The following is a 21,196-nucleotide window of genomic DNA, read 5'->3' on the forward strand; positions in this document are numbered from 1 at the left end:
CTTAGGTTATTCCAGACAATAACGGGCATATTCTAACAGAGTTCACGAGATAGCAACTGTATGACATTACGAATTGCAATGGCCCAGCTGGATATGCTGGTCGGCGACATTACAAAAAACACCCAATCTGTCATCGAAGCGGCAAATAAAGCCCGTGATGAAGAGCGTGCAGATGTAGTGGTTTTCCCAGAATTGACTTTAACGGGCTACCCACCAGAAGACTTACTGCTACGTTCTAGCTTGGATACACGTATTGAATCTGCCTTGGCGAAATTATTAGCCGAGATTCGTGATATCTATGTAGTGGTTGGTTATCCACGTCGTATTGATGGCGAACTATTTAACTGCGCTGGCGTGATTTACCAAGGTAAATTATTGGTAGAGTATGCCAAGCAGAAACTGCCTAACTTCCTAGTTTTTGATGACAAACGCTACTTTAGCGAAGGCCGCGAAGCGGGCCTTGTGGATATCAAAGGCGTAAAAGTTGGTTTAAGTATTTGTGAAGATATTTGGCATCCAGAGCCGATTGCCCAAGCTAAAGCGGCTGGTGCAGAACTGATTCTGAACCTAAATGCCTCGCCTTATCATATTGAAAAAATGGGCGAGCGCGAAGAGCTACTTCATCAGCGTGCGACAGAAGTGACCTTACCTATTGTCTATGTGAACTACATGGGCGCGCAGGACGAATTAGTCTACGAAGGCGGCTCTTTTGTGGTCAACGCCAAAGGCGAGAAGATCATGCAAGCGCCTTGGTTTGAAGCTGGTCTGTACAGCATTGACATGATTGTCGATGAAAGCCAGCCCAATAAGGTTGAGCCAGTTGCTGGTGTTATTGCTCCAGCGCTAGGAGTGGAAGCCAGCGTCTATCAAGCCATGGTGCTTGGTTTACGTGACTACATCACCAAGAACCGTTTCAAAGGTATAGTGCTGGGCTTGAGTGGCGGTATTGACTCAGCCTTGTCTCTGGCTGTCGCAGTAGATGCCATCGGCGCAGACCGCGTTCAAGCCATCATGATGCCTTATACTTACACCTCTTCCATCAGCTTGCATGATGCCGAAGAAGAGGCAAAACTGCTTGGTGTGAAATACAGTGTCTTACCCATTGAATCCATGGTATCCGCTTTTACAGATGTGCTAGCGCCAGAGTTCGAAGGTTATGGTAAAGACACCACAGAGGAAAACCTACAAGCCCGTACCCGTGGCGTCACCCTAATGGCGATTTCTAACAAGAAAGGCTACATGGTATTAACCACAGGCAACAAGAGCGAAATGGCTGTTGGTTATGCCACTCTATATGGCGACATGGTCGGCGGCTATTCCGTCCTAAAAGACGTCTTCAAAACCTTGGTATTCAAACTTTGCCGCTACCGCAATACCTTGGGCTACGTCATCCCTGAGCGTGCCATCACCCGACCACCTTCAGCGGAACTGGCACCAGACCAAAAAGACGAAGACTCTTTGCCAAGCTACGATATTCTCGATGAAATTTTACGCATGTACATCGAAGAAGATCAAAGCGCCGAAGCCATTCTTGCGACCAAGAAATTCGACCGAGAAACCGTATATCGCGTGCTTCGCCTTGTCGACGTGAACGAATACAAACGTCGCCAATCTCCGACTGGTGTTCGTATTACCGCTCGTGGTTTTGGACGAGATCGTCGTTACCCGATTACCAATGGTTGGCACATCGGCGAGTAGCGCTTTTAAAAAAGCGTTCAAAACTTGTCCTTTTCTCGCTCTGCTGAGCGGGGCTTAGTTCCTTCCCCTTTTGCCTTCCAAGGGGAAGGTTAGGATGGGGTTGTTTCTTTGGGCTTAAAGTGTGTTTGTTACTTCTCAATAGCTTTGTATTCCCAACCTTTATTCCGCTCTTTAATTCAGGAAAAAGCTGAGCGGGTTACTTTTGCCAAACGACGCAAAAGTAACCAAAAAATCTTTTATCGGGCTATCGCCCAAACGTCTCATTTGCTTTTTTATGTTGCGTTTAGCAAGACGATTTTTGTCGTAAGGCACAGATTGTTTTTGCTGGTGGAGGGAAGGGTTTTTAACTGACCCTGAAACTCCATAAAGTCGCGCAACTTCGTTTCGTCGAACTGGCTTCGTCATAAAGGCCGATTATCGTAGGGCGCGATGAGGGAGGTACGACCGTGATCCGCCGTTGAAAGCGATGCTTTCATTTTTAAGGTAGGTCGCCTCTAGGCCGAAAATCAGCTGTTCTTGAGTTAATAATGAAAATGTATTTTATAACGCTGAATGGACGCTGAGCTGTTTATAATGGACTAACAAGACACCCATTTCAATGGACTTTAGCTTTCACAGGAGTGTAATTTGAGATTCACGATTTTTTGTATTTTTATTCTGGTTGCAACCCATGTAATGGCTGAGAATGATATTACGTATGAGCATTCTGGCACTGTAGGTACTTCAGTAACTGCTACAAGCCAAGAAGGGTTTAACTGCGCAAAAGCCGCTGGCAAGGTTTATCTTCTTTCAGAGCTTCCAGTATTTTTCTCAGCAGAGTTTGGCAAAGCAGGCCTGCTCAGAAAAGAACATTCAGGCAAATATAAATTGGCACTAGTTATCGATGAAAACTCAGATATCATAGGCTACCAAGTGGCTGAGAATACAGACAAAAACTCACTTTTAGTTAAAACAATCCTAAACTTAGGCTCATTACCACCACTTAGCACATCAAATTCATGTGTTGCCGGTAAGCCTTTTATTTTTGAGTTTACCATCACGTGAAAAGCTAACAAGTCAATCAACTACGCGCCTGCGGCGTCGGAAGCAGCAAAGCTGCGCTGGTTGTGACTTAATGAGACACTCATAGAAACTTAATGATAAAAAAACTTAATAAGATACCCATCATAACTTGACGATTTTTTTATACGAACTTTTAGTGTGGATGTCTTTTAAAAGGATCGATAGCGAACTCAATAATAGGCACCAAAGAACGTAGGTCAGATGAGACGAGGTACGAGGCGTAATCTGACGCTGAAAGCGACGCTTTCATTGTGGGTCACGGCTTTGGCACAACAAACAACGGATTCAGAGCGAATAAAAAACTGTATTTTCTGTCTGTATATACAGTTTATTTTTTAAATGGTTACTTTCTTGCGCGTTTAGCTATTTGAAAATAACTAATTGTGTGCGATTTGTACTAGCAGGAAGAAAGAAAGTCTCCTAATATCAATGAATAAGAATCTACCGCACAGAAATAACGCGCTGTGGATAATAGGAATAACGCGCATACTCGTTTTTCCAGTTTTGATTTTTGTGGATATCAGTTAAAAAGTATCATTCTTCAGAAAGTTAAAAGGATTTTTGAGTGAAATTAAAAATGTGCAAACACACATGCGCACTATTAAAATGTTAGGCAACCCTTAAGTTTAGAGTAATCAATGAGCACAATAAAAAAGATACACGATGCATCGAACAGTGCATTGCCATCATTTATGGATAATGAAGTATATTTGGATAGTGACCTAGGTCTATTTGAATTAATAGACCCAAATAATAAGAAAAAATTATTTGTTGATGTACCAATTCGAAATGTTGTCGCCTTAGGAAGAGCTGATTTTTGGGAGCAGGGTAATAACTGGAGAGACGTTACCAAGCATCTTCACGGAACAGGTTGGACAGACGATGTATTTGAATATTTTGAAAACGAAATAGGAGAGAATAACTTTCTAGCACCTCAAAGTCTTGGTGAATTACGACTGCTATGTATTGGTGGGGCTTGTGAATGTGGGAATGGAAATCATAGATTAGTCGCCGCTAAAAGTTGGCTTGCAAATAAGTTTGGGGAAGATGCTACATTAAAAAGTGTAAAAGTTTCTCACTATCCAATTAATAAAATAATTCGGAAATTACTAGTAAAAGCCAAAGAGCAAAATTCTAATTTATATATTTCAAAAGTTGATTATTACGAGCGTAAAAGACTTGCTGTTAACGACGTAGAAGTAACTGCGTATATCCAACTTAGTACTGAAGCTGATCGAGTCTACGCATGGATAGAGGATGAATTGAAAGAGATCCCAATAAAAAAAACTACCTTATGGGAAAAGTTATTTAGTAGAAACACTCAAAGTTGGTTTGATAAGCGAGTTAAAATTACCATTCCCCAAAATATTATTGACGCTTTGCTAGATGATTCTTGGCTTTCAGGAAAAGTTGCCTAACAAGTCAATTCAGCAGGACAAAAAAAAGCTGGTTTTTGCTCGTGCCTCGCTAATTTTAACCAGCTATTTTGTTGCCTCTGATTGAGGCGTTAGCACCTCGGTTCGCCCACCGATTTAGAGGTATAGGAAATAATGAGAATTAAGAAACTCCAGCTAAAAAATGGTTACAAGAGGTTCCATGAGCTGACAATCGACTTAGGAGATGACCCTAAACGTATTGTCGCGTTAGTTGGGCCTAACGGTTGTGGAAAAAGCAGTGTATTAGATGGGATGCTATTTCATAATAACGCACACAATCGCATTGGAGATAAAGGCAAAAAGAATCATGAATATCATTCGATGAACCAAACGCCGAACTATAATTATCAGAACGTAGATATTGAGTTTGTTGATGGTAACTACCGAAAAATCCGAGAGGAAAAAGCAAGTACTGGAAAAGAAAATACTATTTTTTCATTCCGTAGCCCTTATAGGTACAACAGTAATTTGAAGGTTACGCAATCAAAGGCTACAAACGAGATTAGATTGAATGGCTACGGAGCTTCTTCAGCATCTGATCTTGATGATAAGATGGAGGAAAATTATCGGCGCTTATATGTAAAATTCAATAAATATTTACATGAAACGGACTGCAAGCCCAGTGAGGCAAAAACTAAAATAATCGGTGATTTAAACTCTTCAATATCAAAATGCCTCGACTTAGAAATATGCAGCATTGGCGATATTGAAGCTTCACAAGGAACTCTTTACTTTCAAAAAAAAGATCACCCTAACAGGTTTGAGTTTAATGTTCTTTCATCCGGAGAAAAAGAAGTCGTTGATATCCTTCTGGATCTATATCTGAGAAAGGATGAGTATAGCGATACCGTATTTTTATTGGACGAACCAGAACTACATATTAATACATCAATACAAAAAAACCTTCTATTAGAAATTAATCGATTGGTCGGCGATGACTGCCAAATATGGATAACCACGCACAGTATCGGTTTTTTGAGGACGCTCCAGGAAGAGCTAAAGAACGATTGTCAGGTTATCCAGTTTAAAAGTGAATACGATTTAGCCTCCAAGCCATACACCTTGACACCAATGAAAAGCTCAAAGGCTAGCTGGAAAGATATTTTCTCCATAGCTCTTGATGATTTAGCTAATCTTGTCTGCCCTAGACGAATTATATACTGCGAAGGAAGAGATAGCCCTGGAAGGAATGGTACTGAAAGAGGCTTGGATGCAAATGTATTCAATAATGTATTTTCTGAGCAGCATCCTGATGCCCTATTTGTTTCTAGTGGTGGTAATACTGAGCTAGACCAAAGAAGTGATATTGCCATAGCGATCCTTAGCAAAGTATTTTCAGATTTAGATATCTTTGTCTTAAAAGACAGAGACATGGCTTCAGGAAGAGATACTACTGAGAATGATCGGCAAGTATATCTACAGAACAACCCCAATAACCATAGAGTACTTAGGAGATGGGAAATTGAAAACTATTTATACGACAAAGAAGTATTAGCTAGCTACTGCAATGGAAACAATTTGACATTTAATGAACAGGCATATGATCAATTTGTAACGGATATAGTAAATCAAAATCTTAAGGATGAAACTGGAAGAATTAAAAACTTCTGCGGTATTACTTCAAGTATTAACGCTGAAAAGTTTAAAATCACGCTCTCAGAATATCTCACTGAAAATATGGCTGCTTATCAGGATCTTGCTTCATGTGTATTCGAGCGCGGATAGCAAGTGTGCTAACAAGTCAAAGCACTCGGACGCAGCGAAGCTGCGCCGGTGTTTGAGGCGCTATATGAAAAGGAGAGTTTAGTGTTCGTAGTATCTCTAACCTACAAAGTAGAATTATCAGAAGTAGATAAACACATAAATGAGCATATTACGTATCTAGAAAAGTATTACGGGCAGGGGAATTTTATCGCTTCCGGCCGCAAAGTCCCAAGAACCGGAGGAGTGATACTTGCTCATGCAGAAAGTCGGGAAAAACTGAATGCTATATTGCAAGAAGATCCTTTTTACAAGGCTGATGTTGCAAGTTACGAAGTGACCGAGTTTGTTCCAAGTAAGGTAGGGCAAGATTTTGAATTGCTGGCAAAGCTCATATAACAATCAGCTGCTGCCGGACAGTCAAAGCTCCAGCCCAAAGCTGTCTCCTCTTTTGCCTACCACAGAGACAGGCGTTAGCATCAGCTCACGGAAATGGATGTCTATCGGATTGTCCTGATAGAGTTATGGACAAGTTAGGCACTTTAATTATGAATCTTACTAAAGGAAGTAAAGTGGTAGTTGTATTAGCGGTGCTTTCTATAGTGTTGTTTTTATACATGCTTTATTTTCGTGCTTTCATATATGCGGACATGTATATCGCTCCAGATGAACCCTACGGGATATCAGACATCATTGAGCTTTTGCTTGGAGCGGTGTTTATTCTGTTATCACTTGTTTCGGTGGTTGTCTCTTTAGTGTTATTTATTCGTGGTACCACGCAATCCAAAGTTTGGGCTGTCGGTCTAGTTGTCACTCATGCAATTATGTATTTATCGTTTGCTTCAATGCATTCTATGGCAGCAAGCTATGGTTCAGCGTAAGAGGATTAGGCAGCCTTACCTCAGCAAAAACGGGCAGCTCGCTTCGTTCTGTGTCGGCCTAAAGGCGCGACTTACAAAATGAAAGCTTCGCTTTCAGCGTCAGATCACGCCTCGTTCCTCGTCTAATCAGACCTACGTTCTTTGGTTTTCCAGCATCGGGTTTCCAAAGCTGTCCCTTCGACGCAATCCCGATTGCGCGACTTTATGGAGTTTCAGAGTCATTGTTTGACGGTCTATCTCCCACCAAATAAACAATCCATGCCTTATGATATAAATCGTCTTGCTAAACGTATCCTGAAACAAAGCAAATTAGACGTTTGGGCGAAAGCCCGACAAAGAGACCTTTTGGTTACTTTTGCGTCGTTTGGCAAAAGTTACCCGCTCAGCAGAGCGGAATAAAGGTCGGGAATACAAAGTCATTGAGAAGAAACAAATATACCTGAAGAGCCAAAGAACAACCCCATCCTCCGCCTTCCCCTTGGAAACAAAAGGGGAAGGGACCTTAGCCCCGTTCAACAGAGCGGAATAAAGGCGCGACTTACAAAATGAAAGCTTCGCTTTCAGCGTCAGATTACGCCTCGTTCCTCGTCTCATCAGACCTACGTTCTTTGGTTCCCAAAAGGGTAGGACTGAATGTAATAACCCCTTAATACCTTTTCTCTTTCTCTAGCTGTTACAACATAGGACGCTTTAACTAAAACAGGAGAAGGTGTCATGTCGAATAAAAAAATCTTAATGATCACGGGTGATTTTACGGAAGATTACGAAACGATGGTGCCGTTTCAGGCGTTGATGAGTGTCGGTCATACGGTGCATGCTGTGTGTCCAGATAAGAAGTCTGGCGATACGGTGGCGACGGCGATTCATGATTTTGAAGGTGATCAAACCTATACGGAAAAGCCGGGGCACCGTTTTGCGTTGAATGCGACCTTTGCTGATATCAAGGTTGAAGATTACGATGCTTTGGTGATTCCAGGTGGTCGAGCGCCTGAGTATCTTCGTTTGAATAAAGCCGTGGTTGCTATGGTTAAGCATTTCTTTGATAGCAATAAGCCGGTGGCGGCGGTGTGCCATGGCGCGCAGTTGCTTGCGGCTGCTGGTGTGTTGGAAGGCAGGAAGTGTTCTGCTTATCCTGCGTGTCAGCCCGAAGTGGAGCTTGCGAAAGGGGAATTTATGGATATTCCCGTGGATCAAGCGGTGACGGACGGTAATTTGGTTACAGCACCAGCATGGCCAGCTCATCCAGCTTGGCTTGCTCAGTTTTATGTTTTGCTAGATAAATAACAAGCTGAGAGTTGATGAGTCTATTAGGGCGAATTTGATTTTGTCATGAGACAGTAAAAGTTAAATTCGTCCGACTATTTTTTCGCATCTTCGGCTAGACTGTTTGCATTGAGTCATTTCATTCCAATAATAAAAAAAGTCATTTAGTAGGGAAAATACAATGTGTAAGCTCTTTGTGAATTCAGATCCTAGCCTATGGGAAAATGTCACTCGTTCTTTGCGTATTGATGGCATGGTCACCAGTATTCGATTAGAAAGTTTCTTTTGGTTTACTCTGGAAGAGATAGCTCAAAGAGACAAGTTGTCTCTGTCGCAGATGATCGCCAAGCTCAATCATGAAGCCTTGGATGCCGGTCATAACTTGGATAATTTCACGTCTTTTTTACGAGTTTGTGCGATGCGCTATTTGCATCTGCAAACCATTGGGATGTTGCCGCATTCCCATGAAGTGAGCATCGCGTCTCTTAATACAGATCGTATTCTTGAACAGGAGAAATGCTATCTAGAGACGCATCAGTGATCCTTTATCAGTAACCATTTATTGGTCGCTATTTCTGTCCCAGCATTTTTAGTAGTGTTCCGTCTTTTAATACGTATTGATGGAACAAAGCTGCTGCGGCATGCAGTAACACCATCGACATCATGATATTCATGGCGATTTCGTGTACATCTCCCATGATGTGAATGCCTATGTACCAAGCTGTCGCGCCAAAAACGGGCACTAAGAACATTAGTAGATATAAGAATTCATGGACGATGCGAGAGACTCGATCAAGTAAGCTTGCTGAGGCTGTTTTAGTTTTTTTAGACATCAAGCGTACGATGATACGTAGTACAACCAAAGCAATAACAGCCAAGCCAACATATACGTGTAGTGATGCCACTAAGTTGTAGCCTGTGTTGCTGTCGTCTAGGTGTTGGCGAAAAGCGCGTCCCATTCCATCGCTGACGAAATAATTGAAAATAATCAAAGCCGCAATAGCCCAATGTAATACGATTTGGGCTGTGTTGTAGGATCGTTCTTGGTTTTGCATTTAAATCTCCATAGATAACCGATTGAGGTGGTGGCGCTGCTTTTACCAATCAATTCTAGCGAAGCAAGATTAAGACTTTCTTAACAGTTATACGATTATGGATATATTTCTGGTTTTCTGGCTATCTCTCCTAAAATGCACGCGGCGTTTCCTATATAATGAGCGCCATCTCGTTGTTGACGATTCATTCAGTTTAGGCTTTTTCTCAGCAAGAAAAGCTTTTTATTAGGTAAAACGGCACTTTATGTTTAACGCTTCATCTACTCGTTTAAATAAATACATCAGCGAAAGCGGTATCTGCTCTCGAAGAGACGCTGACCGCTTTATTGAACAAGGTAATGTGTTCATCAATGGCAAGCGCGCTTCGGTGGGTGATCAAGTGGTTGCCGGTGATACGGTGAGAGTGAACGGGCAGATTATTGAGCCACAAGACGCAGATGATTTTGTTTTTATCGTGTTAAACAAGCCAGTTGGTATTGTGAGTACAACAGAGAGCTCCGAGAAAAATAACATTGTTGATTTTGTTAGTCATGGGGTACGTATTTTTCCTATTGGTCGTTTGGACAAAGACTCTCAGGGTTTGATCTTTTTGACCAACAATGGCGATCTGGTTAATAAGGTCTTGCGGGCGGGCAATAATCACGAGAAAGAGTATTTGGTGACGGTGAATAAGCCCATTACGGATGATTTTATTGCGGGTTTGGCGGGCGGTGTGCCGATTTTGGGGACGATGACGAAGAAGTGCCCAGTTACTAAGGTTGCGCCCAATGTGTTTAACATCACGTTAGTACAAGGTTTGAATCGTCAGATTCGCCGTATGTGCGAGCATTTTGGCTATGAAGTCATGAAGCTTGAACGTACGCGGATTATGAACGTGAGCCTAAAAGGCATTCCTGTTGGTGAGTGGCGAGATTTAACACAGAAAGAATTGTCTGTGTTGCTTAAGTCTATTGAAGATTCTTCTTCAGAAGCCAGTGCGCCAGCGAAGAAATCTCGTAATGCGACGCGAAAAAACACTCGTAGTGATGGTGCTTCAAAACCGAGAACATCCTCAAAACCAAAAGCGCCGTCTAAACCAACGGGAGCGACAAAAGGAAATACCAAACACCCTAAAGATGATTCTAGAAAACCTGCTGGTTCGAAGGGAAAGGATCGTCGACCTTTTGGTGATGGTAAGAAGCCTGCGGGCAACGGCGCTGGTGGTGGTAAACGACCAAATGGCAAATCGGGTGGATCGCCAAAAGGTAGTGGTAAACCTTCTGCCAATGGTAAGCGTCCATCAGCGGGCAGAGGCTCGCAAAAGTCCTCGCGTCCATAGTGATTGGTAATAAAAAAAGCCCTAATAATATTAGGGCTTAGATGACTCGAATTTAACGCCACCATGATATTATGGTGGCTAGCTGGAGGGATTAATTACCTAATACATTGGTTGGAGATTTTTTGGTCACCTTCGCTGCTTTCTTTTCTTTTGCCGTTAAAAGCGGTTTCTTTTTTGTCTCTTTTTTACTGTTTTGACCCTTGCTCATGATATTCACCATTAGTCATCACTGCATAACCTTTGTTGGTTCTCACCAACGTAAGGACTGTTGCTGCACACGGCTGTAGACGCCGTGAAAGTTGTTTTTCAGCCACTTGAGTATGTGCTTATTGCAGAGCAAGTAAAGGGATACTTGAGACGAAAATAGTATTTTTTTTGTCGCTCCATTTTGCTTGCTTGGTGTTCAAAAAAGTTATTATTGAGGAGCTATTGTAAGTTTGAAGCAGTCGTTTTTATTTTGTTTATAATGAGCGACAAACGGGCAAAGATGTATGGCTTTTTCTGTTGTTTAGCGTTTATCTTTTTTACTTTCGTGTATGTTGTTGAGAACAGAGTATGAACCCTATTGCGTTGAGTGTTTCCCTGCTTATTTGTAGCAATATTTTTATGACCTTTGCTTGGTATGCGCATTTGAAAGAGTTGAACAATAAGCCATGGATTATTGCGGCTCTGATTAGTTGGGGGATCGCTTTGTTTGAATATTTGTTGCAGGTTCCAGCCAATCGTATTGGCTATACTGCGCTGAATGTTGGGCAGTTAAAAATTATGCAGGAAGTGATAACCCTGATGATTTTTGTACCGTTTTCAGTTTATTACTTAAAAGAGCCATTAAAGCTCGATTACCTTTGGGCTGGCTTATGTTTAGTTGGTGCCGTTTATTTTGCATTTCGCAGTAAGTTTAGCGTGTAGTAGAAATTGTATTTAAGGATGGTTATGTACACAGACGAAGATTTAAATTTAGCAGTCAAGAAGGGTGTCTTTTCTGCCACGTCGGTGGAGGAATTTCGCCATCTTATGTCATTATCAAATGACTCTTCAGCGGTGGATGAAGAAAACTTTCGTTTAGTTGGCGGTTTTAACGATATTTTTATCGTGATTGCTTGCGCTTTATTGTTGTTTTCATCGCTTTGGGTGCTGATGTCGATTAACGACAGCTTGGGATATTTTGTGTTTGCTACCCTGTCTTGGGGGCTGGCTGAAATCTTTGTGAAGCGACGAAAAATGGCGTTGCCAGCCATTATGTTATTGCTGGCATTTGTTGGTGGCGTTTTTGGCTTAGCTAGTTCTCTATTTGGTGCAGAGTCTAGTTATGCGGTGATTTTTGCAACAGCGCTTTCAACACTGGCTGCCTATTTTCATTGGCGTCGCTTTAGTGTACCTATTACCGTTGCTGTTGGAACAGGAACTGGGTTGGCGTTATTAGGCTCTACTGTGCTGAGTGTTTTTCCTGATAGTGCAGGGCTTATTATGGTGACCTTGTTTATGTGCGGGTGTGTGGCATTTACCTTTGCTATGTATTGGGATGCGGGCGATACGAGCCGTACAACACGTAAGTCGGATGTGGCATTTTGGCTGCATTTGTTGTCAGCGCCTTTGATTATCCATCCTATTTTTTCAAGCCTTGGGGTGCTGGATGGTAATGAAAGCTTGGGTAATATGTTATTGATTGTTCTCCTGTATTTATTGATGACGATGGTGTCTATCTCGATAGATCGTCGTGCCTTTATGGTGTCGTCGTTGGTGTATGTGATTTACGCGTTGACGAGTCTGGTTGAAAATTACGGTGGTGTTGGTTATAGCTTTGCGATTACAGGAATTGTGATGGGGGCCTCTTTGCTATTGTTATCTATTTATTGGCATACAGTTCGATCCGTCTTTGTACAAAGGTTACCTGAACGTATACAAGGGTATCTTCCTGTTATTAAAAAGGTATAGGGTATGTTTTTTCGTTTTATAGGTATGGCACTAATCGTGCTTTTGTCGGGTTGTAGTGCGTTGCAGAAGACTATGGATGTTCATAAACCTACGGCATCGGTAACAGGTGTTTCGATCGAAAGTCTATCGACCGAAGCGGTGACTTTATTGGTGGATGTTAAAGTAACAAACCCCAATGCGTTTGCCCTTAAAACAGCAGGATTTGATCTGGATTTGTTGGTCAATGAACATAATATAGCGCGGGTAAATCAGCCAGATGCCAAGTTATCCTTGCCTGCAAAAGGTAGTAACAGTATCCGTTTGCCTGTGACTTTGACGTTTGATCAAGTCATGAAAAGCGTAGGTGGGTTAGCAGATAAAACAGAATTGAATTATGCGGTTGAAGGTAGTGTCGCAATCAATTTGCCTGTATTAGGTGATTTCAATATGCCGGTTGATTTTGCAGGTGTGTTGCCTGTTCCTAAGAAGCCAGACGTTGTGTTTAAAAACTTGAATGTGGCTTCTATCGGGTTAAGTGGTGTTAAGCTTAGTGTCGATTTGGAGGTCACCAACCCGAATCGTTTTGATGTAAATTTGAGTGATGTACGCTATCAAGTTAAAACTGAGGGTAAGTCTCTGGGTGAAGGTAAGATACTGAATATCGATTTGTCAGAAGGTAAAACACAGCATATTTCAATACCGCTTTCGATTGCTATGGGGGATATGGGCGCCAGTTTGTATCGCCTTTTGACAAGTTCTGCACCAGTTGCGGTCGATTTGAGCATAGCTGCAGATGTGGATACGAATATCAGTGGTTGGAAATCTACTCCGTTATCGTTTGAGACTCAGCAAATGTTGAGTCGTTAAAAGTGGATAGGTGTAACTTAATGGCATATCTTAGATAGCTTGATTCTTGTCTGTGTCCTCGTGTTAGATAGGTTTTCTTGTAAGACCGTTTCTCTTGTTTGATGGTTTTTTGGGCGTATTTATTGGGGTTTTTTATTAAGTCGTGGTTTTGATATGAGTCATTACGTGTTTCACGAGAATATAACGACTTGTGAAGAGTGCGATTTTGTTAACAGTATTCCGCCACTACAAAGTGGTGAACGTTTTCGATGCCAACATTGTGATCACGTTTTGGTCAGCGTTCATAAACATGCTTCAGCAAGAATTATGGGCGCAGGTTTGTCAGCCTTGCTGATGCTGGCGCTGGCGATGAGTTTTCCTTTTCTTGGCTTTTCGACCAACGGTATTGAGCGTGGCGTAACTTTGTTTAATACGCTGAGTGTTTTACTCAGTCATGGTTATCTTGTGCTGGGCATTATTATTAGCTTGGCTTTATTTGTTTTTCCACTTGTTTATTTGTTTTCGGTTTTATTTCTAGTCTGGTCTTTTCAACATAAAGATGTACTGCGTTCTGCCCAGCGTTATTGTATTCGTTGGATTGTGGTTATTCAGCCTTGGTTGATGGTGGATGTTTTCTTAGTTGGCGTCTTGGTGGCATTGGTTAAGATGAGCAGCTTAGCTGATATTTCATTAGAACTGTCTTTTTGGGCATTTTGCGGTTATGTATTACTGTTGTCAAAAACCGTTATTTTGGTCGATAAACGCTGGTTTTGGAATCGAGTGGCAGGTAAGTCGGCCGATCATTCTGTGATGAACGCGACAGCTAAGCAGCAAGGGTTAATTGGTTGCCATTTTTGCGGTGCTACTTTGCTTGGCGGTGCGAAGCACTGTGACCGTTGTGGTCATTCTGTTGATAGCCGCCGGCCGAAAAGTATCAGCATGACAGTTGCTTTGTTGATTGCTTCTGTAGTGATGTATATACCCGCGAATGTTTTTCCGATCATGCAAACCACATTTTTGGGTAGTACTGAGCCCTCGACTATTATGGGAGGCGTGTTATTACTTTGGTCGTTAGGATCTTATCCTGTTGCCTTGATCATATTGTTTGCGAGTGTTGTGATTCCTCTCGCTAAAGTATTCGCACTAAGCTGGTTATGTTGGCAAAGCTATTCCCCAAGTGGTAAGCAAACAGAGCAGAAAATGAAGCTGTATCGTATTACTGAATTGGTAGGACGTTGGTCGATGATCGATGTATTTGTGGTGGCTATTTTGACCAGTTTAGTTCAAATGGGAAATTTCATGTCTATTTTGCCAGGCCCTGCGGTGTTGTCTTTTACGGCCGTTATTGTTTTAACTATGTTGGCGGCAATGACATTTGATCCAAGATTATTATGGGATAAAGACGACGCACTTAGTGCCTCTTCTTTAGCAAGGAGAAAAGAGTGAGTGACCCGAACAAGCAAGTGGAAAGTATGCGACAAGTCCGATTTAATTCTATCTGGCTCGTGCCTTTAATTGCGCTTTTGGTTGCCGGTTGGATGCTCTATCAAAATTGGTCAAGCCAAGGTCCAGTCATTACTTTATTGGCTTCTAATGCGGAAGGATTAGAAATTGGTAAGACAAAACTTAAATCTCGCAACGTAGATGTGGGCAGAGTAATTGATATCCGTTTGAGTGAAGACTATGAAAACGCGATTATCAAAGTTCGTATGAATCACGGCACAGAACAGATGTTACGTGATGACGCAAGGTTTTGGGTGGTCAAGCCTCGAATTGGCAAAGAGGGAGTTAGTGGGCTTGGAACTCTATTGTCCGGTGCCTATATTGATATGACGCCAGGTGTAAAAGGACATCTGAAAACGGATTTCACACTCCTAAGCCAGCCTCCACTTTCTACTGAAAATGAAGGCGTCCGCCTTGTTTTATCCAGCACAGAAGGTTCTAAATTAGACGTCGGTGCTTTGGTGCATTTTCGTGGTTATGAAGTCGGTTATGTTGAAAAAGTCGGCTTTGACACAGAAAAAGGCGCTATTACTTATCGTGTTGTGATTCGTTCGCCTTATGATGCTTTGATAAACAGTGATGTACAGTTTTGGATGACTCCTGGTCTGTCATTTAAGAGTTCCGCTAGTGGTTTTGAAGTTCGTCTCGATTCATTGGAGACATTTTTAGCAGGTGGTATTTCCTTTGGTTTGCCCCCAGGGCGAACAGCTGGACATCCTGTTAAAGATATGGCCGCATTTCGTTTATATGGCTCTAAAGAAAGTGCTGCCAACAACATGTTCAGTGAATTTATCAATTATGTCTTTTTGTTTGAGAGCAATATCAGTGGTCTAACACCTGGTGCAGCCGTTGAGTTCCGTGGAGTACGAATTGGTACCGTTTTGGATGTGCCTTTTAATGGTATTCCAATGGATTCTTTGACGTCTCTTGATACCCCTTTGATCCCTGTGCGTGCCCGAATTGAGCCGCAACGATTGAATTCTTTAGATACTTCCGGTGCGATGTCATTACAGAAGTGGAATGAATTAATTGAGGATCGAATAAACAAAGGCGTTCGGGCTTCTTTAAAAATAGGCAACTATTTAAATGGCGCTAAAGTCATTAATATTGATTTTATGAAGAATCCACCACCGATAAAGCTGAAAGAGTTTGCGGGTTACAAAATATTTCCGACGGCACCTGATGCCTTTGGCAATATTGAAACAAAAGTGGTTACCATTTTGGATAATTTGTCGCAGGTACCATTGAGCAGTACGTTTGAGCAGCTAGGTCAAACTATGGGGCAAGCCAATGAGACATTGCATCAATTGCAAGAGCTTAGTAAAAGCGTAAAACAGCTCGTGGATAAATCTGAAACACAGCAACTTCCCGCTGATTTGGCCGCTACCATTAATGAGTTGAATTTAACGCTGGAAACCTATCAAGCAGATGGTCAAATAGGTCGCCCATTAAGAGAGAATATGGTGTCGTTAGGACGTGCATTAAATGAACTACAGCCCTTACTAAGACAGTTAAGAGAGAACCCAAACACCTTAATTTTTGATAGTAAACCGCGAGCAGATGTTGAGCCGAAAGCGGCGAAATAGTTCAAAGGAATAAAATGAATATGATGATTTATGGGCGTGTGTTTTTTCTTGCTTTGATAAGTTGGATGATGGCGGGTTGCGCTACACCAACGCCACCTAGCAATGAATATTTATTGATGGATACAGGGCTGAAAAATGTCCAAGCTCAGCTGAGTAAAAAAATGGCGGTTCAGCTTATGCCAATTGTCGTTGCTAACTATCTGGCGGGTAACGAGATTGTGCTAGTGACGAAAGAAGGGGAGGTTCATCGATCGCAGAGTAACTTGTGGGCAGAGTCTTTGTCTCCTCAGTTGACTCGTTTAACACAGCAGCGATTGGAAAAAACCTTGCCTAATATTACCTGGTTTGGTGGGCAGCGGTTGCCTTCTTATGCGATTGCTTTGTTAAATATCGAAGTGGACGACTTTTATGCTGACTTGGAAGGTATGGTGCATATCTCTGGGCGTTGGCAAGTGATTTCAGCAACGGGAGAGTTGGCCGCTTCGAGCACTTTTGACGTCAAAAGTGAATTGAAATCGGATGGATACTCAACCATGGTGCAAACTCTGTCTGCTAGTTGGTTTAATAAGGTAATTGATCCGATGGCAAAAGAAATAGCGCTTTCGTTTTAAAACTAAAAGTCATTCAAAAAATTGTAATAAAAAGGGACAACGAATCAATTCGCTGTCCCTTTTTATTAGTGTAATTAAGGATACTTTCTAGTTCGTTTTATTGAACTCGTTCATGGCGGCAATGTGTTCAGGTCCAATTCCGCAACAACCGCCAATCAAGGTTGCACCGTCTGCAACCCATTGCTTAACCCAAGTTAGGTAGGCTGGTGGTGTTAGATCAGCGCGCAATTCATCTAAACCATCATTTGCCGTAGCATTTTTAGGTTGTGGTGGAAAAGCATTGGCGTAAGCTCCCACTTGGATGCTGCTAGCGTTCAAAGAAGACAATACTGTTTGAGTCACTCGAATCGCTTCTCCGATAATTTCAGGCTGGCTGCAATTAAATAAAATGGCATTGACGCCGATGGCTTGCATGGCTTTTACGGCTTCGACAACAGTTTCGCCAGAACGTAGCAAAGGTTCGGTCGTTGGCTCTGAATCTTCAAGCGTAAAAGAGACCCAGAAAGGTTTTTGATCGGTATCAATTTTATCGACAAGGGCTTTTACGCGAGTGACTTCGTCAATTAAGCTTTGTGTTTCGGATAACCAAAGATCCACGTATGGGTTTAGTGATTCAATTAGCGGCACTGCGAGTTCTTCAACTCGATTGGCTTGATACAGATCCGCTCGGTATGAACCAAACAAAGGAGCAAGAGAGCCTGCTACTTTGGTGTCTGTTTGGCTTTCATCAGCAGCCTCACGAGCGACTTTTCCTGAAAGTGTAGCAAGTGCGCGGCCTTGTTCTTTAAAGACGTCTTCACCTATGTGAAAAGGTACTAGGGCATAGCTATTTGTAGTGATGACGCGAGAGCCGTTTGCAATGTAAGACTGGTGTACTTCCTTCACAATGCTTGGCGCTTCCATCATGGCTAATGCAGACCATTCTGGCTGTTTAAAAGGTGCGCCGCGGCGTTCAAGTTCTCGGCCCATGCCGCCATCAAGAATGGTGAATGAAGTCATATAATGTCCTATAGTGTTTTGGTGTATGCGCGATTTTAGACAGATTTTTAAAGTATTCAATGGTCACGCAAATTATCCACGTGAAACTAGAGATCTTTTGTATAACGTTTAAGCATATCTTCTTGTGTTTCAGGCTCACCTGTAATCGCCAGTTGATCATTGATCATGACGCCCATAGTGGGTAGAGAAGAGCGTTCGATTGTTGACTCACTGGACCAAAGTTTAGATCGCATTAAAGCTTTCGCACAATGTAGAAAAACTTCGGTGACTTGTACTTCAATGCAGGCTTTCGGAGGGTTGGCTTCTTCTGCAAAAAGTGCCAAATAGTTTGCCGCGGTACTGATGCGAGCGGTGCCATTAATACGTAAGCTTTCATCAACGCCCGGAATCAGGAAAAGACAGCCAATATTTTTAGTCTCTACTAAATTCACTAAGCTATCTAAACGATTGTTACCTTTTGACTCAGGAATAACGATACATCTCTCATTGATGATTTTTACAAAGCCAGGCTGGCCTCCACGAAGAGAACAATCTGTACGGCCTTCAGTGTTGTAACTGGCGAGAGTAAAAAATGGCGATAGGTTGATAAATGCGATTGAATGCTTTTCTAATTTTGTTAGCTGCTTGTCTTTTGCTCGGCCTTTGGGAAAATCAAATACTTCTCTTAGTTCCTCTTCCGATTTTATGTACATAAAAATGTCCTTATCTTTTTAACGCATATTTTTTCGTAAGCCGAGAGTGTTGGGTTCGGTAGACGGTTATTCAGTATACTTTAAAAATGCCTGCATGGAATCGAGAACATGCATTGGGTGAGTCATGTGCAAACAATGCCCATTACCTTCGATGATGTCTAGCTTGGCATTCTGTAATCTACTTTGCGTATATTTACCGACACTTACAGCAACTAATGCATCGTTTGAGCTTTGTAATATTAAGCATGGGTGAGATATTTGAGGAAGCAATTCTCGATAATCGGAGAAGAAAGTTGCTTCAGCGAAGGGCTTGGAATAGGTCACATCGGTAGCGCAAAAGCTGCTCAGTAATTCATGTACTAATGTGTCACTTTCTGACATTCCTGGGCCAATAGGCGATAAGTCGCTTCCCATCACCATGGGCGCTAGGTAGTTGCCCCAGCCGATATAGTCTTTATCCATCAACTGAATAAGCTCTTCTAGGTTTTGTTTCTCAGAACCACCTTGGTAATCTTCGTCTAAGTTTAAAAAACAAGGTGAGGGGCAAATAGCGATTATCTTAGAGAATAGATCAGGACGTTGTTTGGCGGCAAGCCATCCAATCGTGCTGCTTACTGAATGACCGACAAAAATAGTGTCTCTTAGCTCTAAAGCGTCGCATATTTCAATGATATCTAACGCATAACCTTCTAAGTGCTGGTAGCGATTTTCCTCATACGCTGAGAAGTCTGAGCTGCCACTACCAACATAATCAAACAGTAGAACTTGATACTCTTTTTCAAGAAAAGGCAGCATGAAGCGCCACATATTTTGGTTACAACCAAAGCCATGGGCTAAAATAATAGTTTGTTCACCTTTGCCTGACAGCTTGACGTTATTGCGTTGCATAATGTTATTGGACTCGTACTTTCCGTGTTGTGTCTTAAACATCATGATTTCCCTTCTTCTTAATCGGAGCTTTTGTGTTAGCTATGTGTTCTATCATAGGTATAACGCCATTTTATAATACCTGTGTGATACGTTTAATGATCTATAGCAAGGTTTATTAAAGTGAAATAACAAAAACGCCAACAAAAATTGTTGGCGTTTTAAGTTCGAATAATGAGTCTTTCGATAGTTACACTATAAAAGACTCTTATCAAAAGGATGAGCTTGTCGTTATTTCGCTTTGTTTTTTGCTGCTTCAATGCTTTTCTGAATCAGAGGCGAAATAGTGAGGCCTTGTACAATGATGGAGAAGATAACCACAACATAAGTAATAATGACGATGATGTCGTGTAAATCTAACCCTTCAATCATCATTTTATTGGTTGGAATCGCTGCGGCCATGGCAAGAGCCAATCCGCCGCGCAAACCACCCCAAGTCAAGATCTTTACAGAGTGTTTATCGTACTCGCGGTAGCGTTTGAAAATCAAATATGGGCTGCCAACACTGATAAAACGAGCCAGTAGCACAACAGGCACCATGACTAAACCTACACCTATTATTTCCCAGGTTAAAGGCATGGTAACGATCAACATACCTATGATTAGGAAAAGCAGAGCGTTTAAGAAGCTGTCTGTCGCATGCCAAAAGTCTTTCACGTAGCGAGTGCCATCTGGACCGCTCTTCTTAGACGCTTTTGCCCGTGTGATGTTGCCAAGAAGAATGCCACTTGTCACCATCGCAAGTGCACCGGAAATCTCCCAAATATTAGCCAAGGCAAAGCCAGCGGAAGGAATGGTTAGAGTAACTAGCAGGCGTGTATTGATATCTTTGCAATTGATAATAACAAAGTGACCAACCAGAGCGATAACAAGACCAAATACAATGCCACCAATCGCGTCGACTAAAAATAGCTCAGCGACGTCTTGGAAGTTGGCTTCAGTACCATAAAATGCGACCGCAAAGATGGTGGTGAAAATAACCAAACCAACGCCATCGTTAAACAAGGATTCACCTTCTACTTGAATCGAAATGCCTTGTGGCGCATTCATTTGTTTGATGATGGCCAATACTGCAATCGGGTCAGTTGGGCTTATCAAAGCACCGAATAGTAAACAGTAGATAAAAGGTATTGGGAAGTTGAGAAGAGCAAATATGTAGTAACTTAAATAGCCAACTATAAAAGTCGAAGCGAGTGTGGAAAATAATACCAGAATGGTGATTTCCCAACGCTGTCTTCTTAATGCTGCAAGGTCGATTTCTAAAGCCCCGGCAAATAACAAAAAGCCTAGCATGCCTTTTAGTAGAAGTTGATTAAAGTCTATGCCAGAAACGACCTGAGTAATGAAAACCGCGGTTTCATCACCAAGCATTTTTACTGCAAGAATCAGTAGTAATGAAATTACGACAGAGCCTGTAGTAATGGCGATCGTAGTTTGCATTTTTAGTATGTATTGGTTGGTAAAAGCGATGAAAACCGCTAGTGCCGATAGAAAACAGATGAGATACCAAGCGTTCATTCGAGAACCTTAACATTATCAGTAAGAGTGAGAGTCATAAAAGGGTGCATGGGGGATGCAGGGGCAGTATGTTATCCCTAGAATTTGCCTCTGTCACTGTTTCGCTGTACAAAAAGTAGTCCTGAAGTGGGTGTTTTTTTATAAAACAGGAAGTTTTATTTCAAAAAGCATCATTTTTGGACGATA

General features: G+C 42.0%; 20 protein-coding genes. 15 read left to right on the forward strand and 5 right to left on the reverse strand.

The features are described from left to right. Positions 1–60 precede the first annotated feature (60 nt). The 8 genes from KPL72_RS16965 (at position 61) to KPL72_RS17000 (ending at position 8,582) form a co-directional block, all read left to right on the forward strand. The gene (locus KPL72_RS16965) at positions 61–1,698 is read left to right on the forward strand and encodes an NAD+ synthase (protein ID WP_219703826.1); all 1,638 of its coding nucleotides are present in this window, start codon (positions 61–63) and stop codon (positions 1,696–1,698) included. Between the two features lie 627 nt (positions 1,699–2,325). After that, on the forward strand, positions 2,326–2,742 hold the full coding sequence (locus KPL72_RS16970) for a hypothetical protein (RefSeq protein WP_219703827.1): 417 nt from the start codon (positions 2,326–2,328) through the stop codon (positions 2,740–2,742). Positions 2,743–3,398: 656 nt separating this feature from the next. Then, a complete protein-coding gene (locus KPL72_RS16975; RefSeq protein ID WP_219703828.1) occupies positions 3,399–4,178 on the forward strand; it encodes a hypothetical protein in 780 nt (259 codons plus the stop codon). Positions 4,179–4,310: 132 nt separating this feature from the next. Beyond that, entirely contained in the window at positions 4,311–5,921 is a 1,611-nt protein-coding gene (locus tag KPL72_RS16980; protein ID WP_212915848.1) for an AAA family ATPase, read from the forward strand. Between the two features lie 81 nt (positions 5,922–6,002). Beyond that, positions 6,003–6,296 (forward strand): YciI family protein, encoded by a 294-nt coding sequence (locus KPL72_RS16985; protein ID WP_212915845.1) that lies wholly within the window; start codon positions 6,003–6,005, stop codon positions 6,294–6,296. A gap of 149 nt (positions 6,297–6,445) precedes the next feature. After that, positions 6,446–6,778: a hypothetical protein gene (locus tag KPL72_RS16990; RefSeq protein ID WP_219703829.1), complete on the forward strand. Its 333-nt coding sequence runs from the start codon at positions 6,446–6,448 to the stop codon at positions 6,776–6,778. A gap of 714 nt (positions 6,779–7,492) precedes the next feature. Next, positions 7,493–8,062 (forward strand): DJ-1/PfpI family protein, encoded by a 570-nt coding sequence (locus KPL72_RS16995; RefSeq protein WP_205115016.1) that lies wholly within the window; start codon positions 7,493–7,495, stop codon positions 8,060–8,062. A gap of 160 nt (positions 8,063–8,222) precedes the next feature. Next, on the forward strand, positions 8,223–8,582 hold the full coding sequence (locus KPL72_RS17000) for a ribbon-helix-helix domain-containing protein (protein ID WP_212915843.1): 360 nt from the start codon (positions 8,223–8,225) through the stop codon (positions 8,580–8,582). A 28-nt stretch (positions 8,583–8,610) separates the two neighbouring features. On the opposite strand, the gene KPL72_RS17005 is transcribed toward KPL72_RS17000, so the two are convergent. Continuing rightward, positions 8,611–9,096, reverse strand: a complete 486-nt coding sequence (locus KPL72_RS17005; RefSeq protein ID WP_212915842.1) for a cytochrome b — start codon at positions 9,094–9,096, stop codon at positions 8,611–8,613. A 244-nt stretch (positions 9,097–9,340) separates the two neighbouring features. On the opposite strand from KPL72_RS17005, the gene rluF reads away from it, so the two are divergent. From rluF to KPL72_RS17040, 7 genes are all read left to right on the forward strand, one after another. Next, positions 9,341–10,414 carry a 23S rRNA pseudouridine(2604) synthase RluF gene (rluF, locus tag KPL72_RS17010; protein ID WP_219703830.1) on the forward strand — a complete coding sequence of 358 codons (1,074 nt, stop codon included), beginning with the start codon at positions 9,341–9,343 and terminating at the stop codon, positions 10,412–10,414. Between the two features lie 555 nt (positions 10,415–10,969). Next, a complete protein-coding gene (locus KPL72_RS17015) occupies positions 10,970–11,323 on the forward strand; it encodes a DMT family protein (protein WP_212915840.1) in 354 nt (117 codons plus the stop codon). A 24-nt stretch (positions 11,324–11,347) separates the two neighbouring features. After that, a complete protein-coding gene (locus KPL72_RS17020) occupies positions 11,348–12,349 on the forward strand; it encodes a hypothetical protein (protein WP_212915839.1) in 1,002 nt (333 codons plus the stop codon). 3 nt (positions 12,350–12,352) lie between these two features. Continuing rightward, positions 12,353–13,195 carry an LEA/WHy family protein gene (locus KPL72_RS17025; RefSeq protein ID WP_219703831.1) on the forward strand — a complete coding sequence of 281 codons (843 nt, stop codon included), beginning with the start codon at positions 12,353–12,355 and terminating at the stop codon, positions 13,193–13,195. 153 nt (positions 13,196–13,348) lie between these two features. Further along, on the forward strand, positions 13,349–14,620 hold the full coding sequence (locus KPL72_RS17030; protein ID WP_219703832.1) for a paraquat-inducible protein A: 1,272 nt from the start codon (positions 13,349–13,351) through the stop codon (positions 14,618–14,620). After that, positions 14,617–16,263 carry an intermembrane transport protein PqiB gene (gene pqiB / locus KPL72_RS17035; RefSeq protein ID WP_219703833.1) on the forward strand — a complete coding sequence of 549 codons (1,647 nt, stop codon included), beginning with the start codon at positions 14,617–14,619 and terminating at the stop codon, positions 16,261–16,263. The genes KPL72_RS17030 and pqiB overlap by 4 nt, the downstream gene beginning before the upstream one ends. Positions 16,264–16,277: 14 nt before the next feature. After that, entirely contained in the window at positions 16,278–16,874 is a 597-nt protein-coding gene (locus KPL72_RS17040) for a PqiC family protein (RefSeq protein ID WP_249422312.1), read from the forward strand. An 87-nt stretch (positions 16,875–16,961) separates the two neighbouring features. On the opposite strand, the gene KPL72_RS17045 is transcribed toward KPL72_RS17040, so the two are convergent. The 4 genes from KPL72_RS17045 to KPL72_RS17060 all read right to left on the reverse strand — a co-directional run bounded on the left by KPL72_RS17045 (position 16,962) and on the right by KPL72_RS17060 (position 21,010). Beyond that, positions 16,962–17,873 (reverse strand): homocysteine S-methyltransferase family protein, encoded by a 912-nt coding sequence (locus KPL72_RS17045; RefSeq protein ID WP_219703834.1) that lies wholly within the window; start codon positions 17,871–17,873, stop codon positions 16,962–16,964. 86 nt (positions 17,874–17,959) lie between these two features. Further along, on the reverse strand, positions 17,960–18,565 hold the full coding sequence (locus tag KPL72_RS17050) for an MSMEG_1061 family FMN-dependent PPOX-type flavoprotein (protein WP_219703835.1): 606 nt from the start codon (positions 18,563–18,565) through the stop codon (positions 17,960–17,962). Between the two features lie 66 nt (positions 18,566–18,631). After that, on the reverse strand, positions 18,632–19,498 hold the full coding sequence (locus KPL72_RS17055) for an alpha/beta fold hydrolase (RefSeq protein ID WP_249422313.1): 867 nt from the start codon (positions 19,496–19,498) through the stop codon (positions 18,632–18,634). A gap of 225 nt (positions 19,499–19,723) precedes the next feature. Continuing rightward, complete coding sequence (locus KPL72_RS17060) at positions 19,724–21,010, reverse strand: cation:proton antiporter (RefSeq protein WP_212915835.1); 1,287 nt, start codon at positions 21,008–21,010, stop codon at positions 19,724–19,726. Positions 21,011–21,196: the final 186 nt, after the last annotated feature.

Origin of the sequence: Marinomonas lutimaris (genome assembly GCF_019426345.1) — a bacterium.
In the GTDB taxonomy this organism is placed as follows: domain Bacteria; phylum Pseudomonadota; class Gammaproteobacteria; order Pseudomonadales; family Marinomonadaceae; genus Marinomonas; species Marinomonas lutimaris.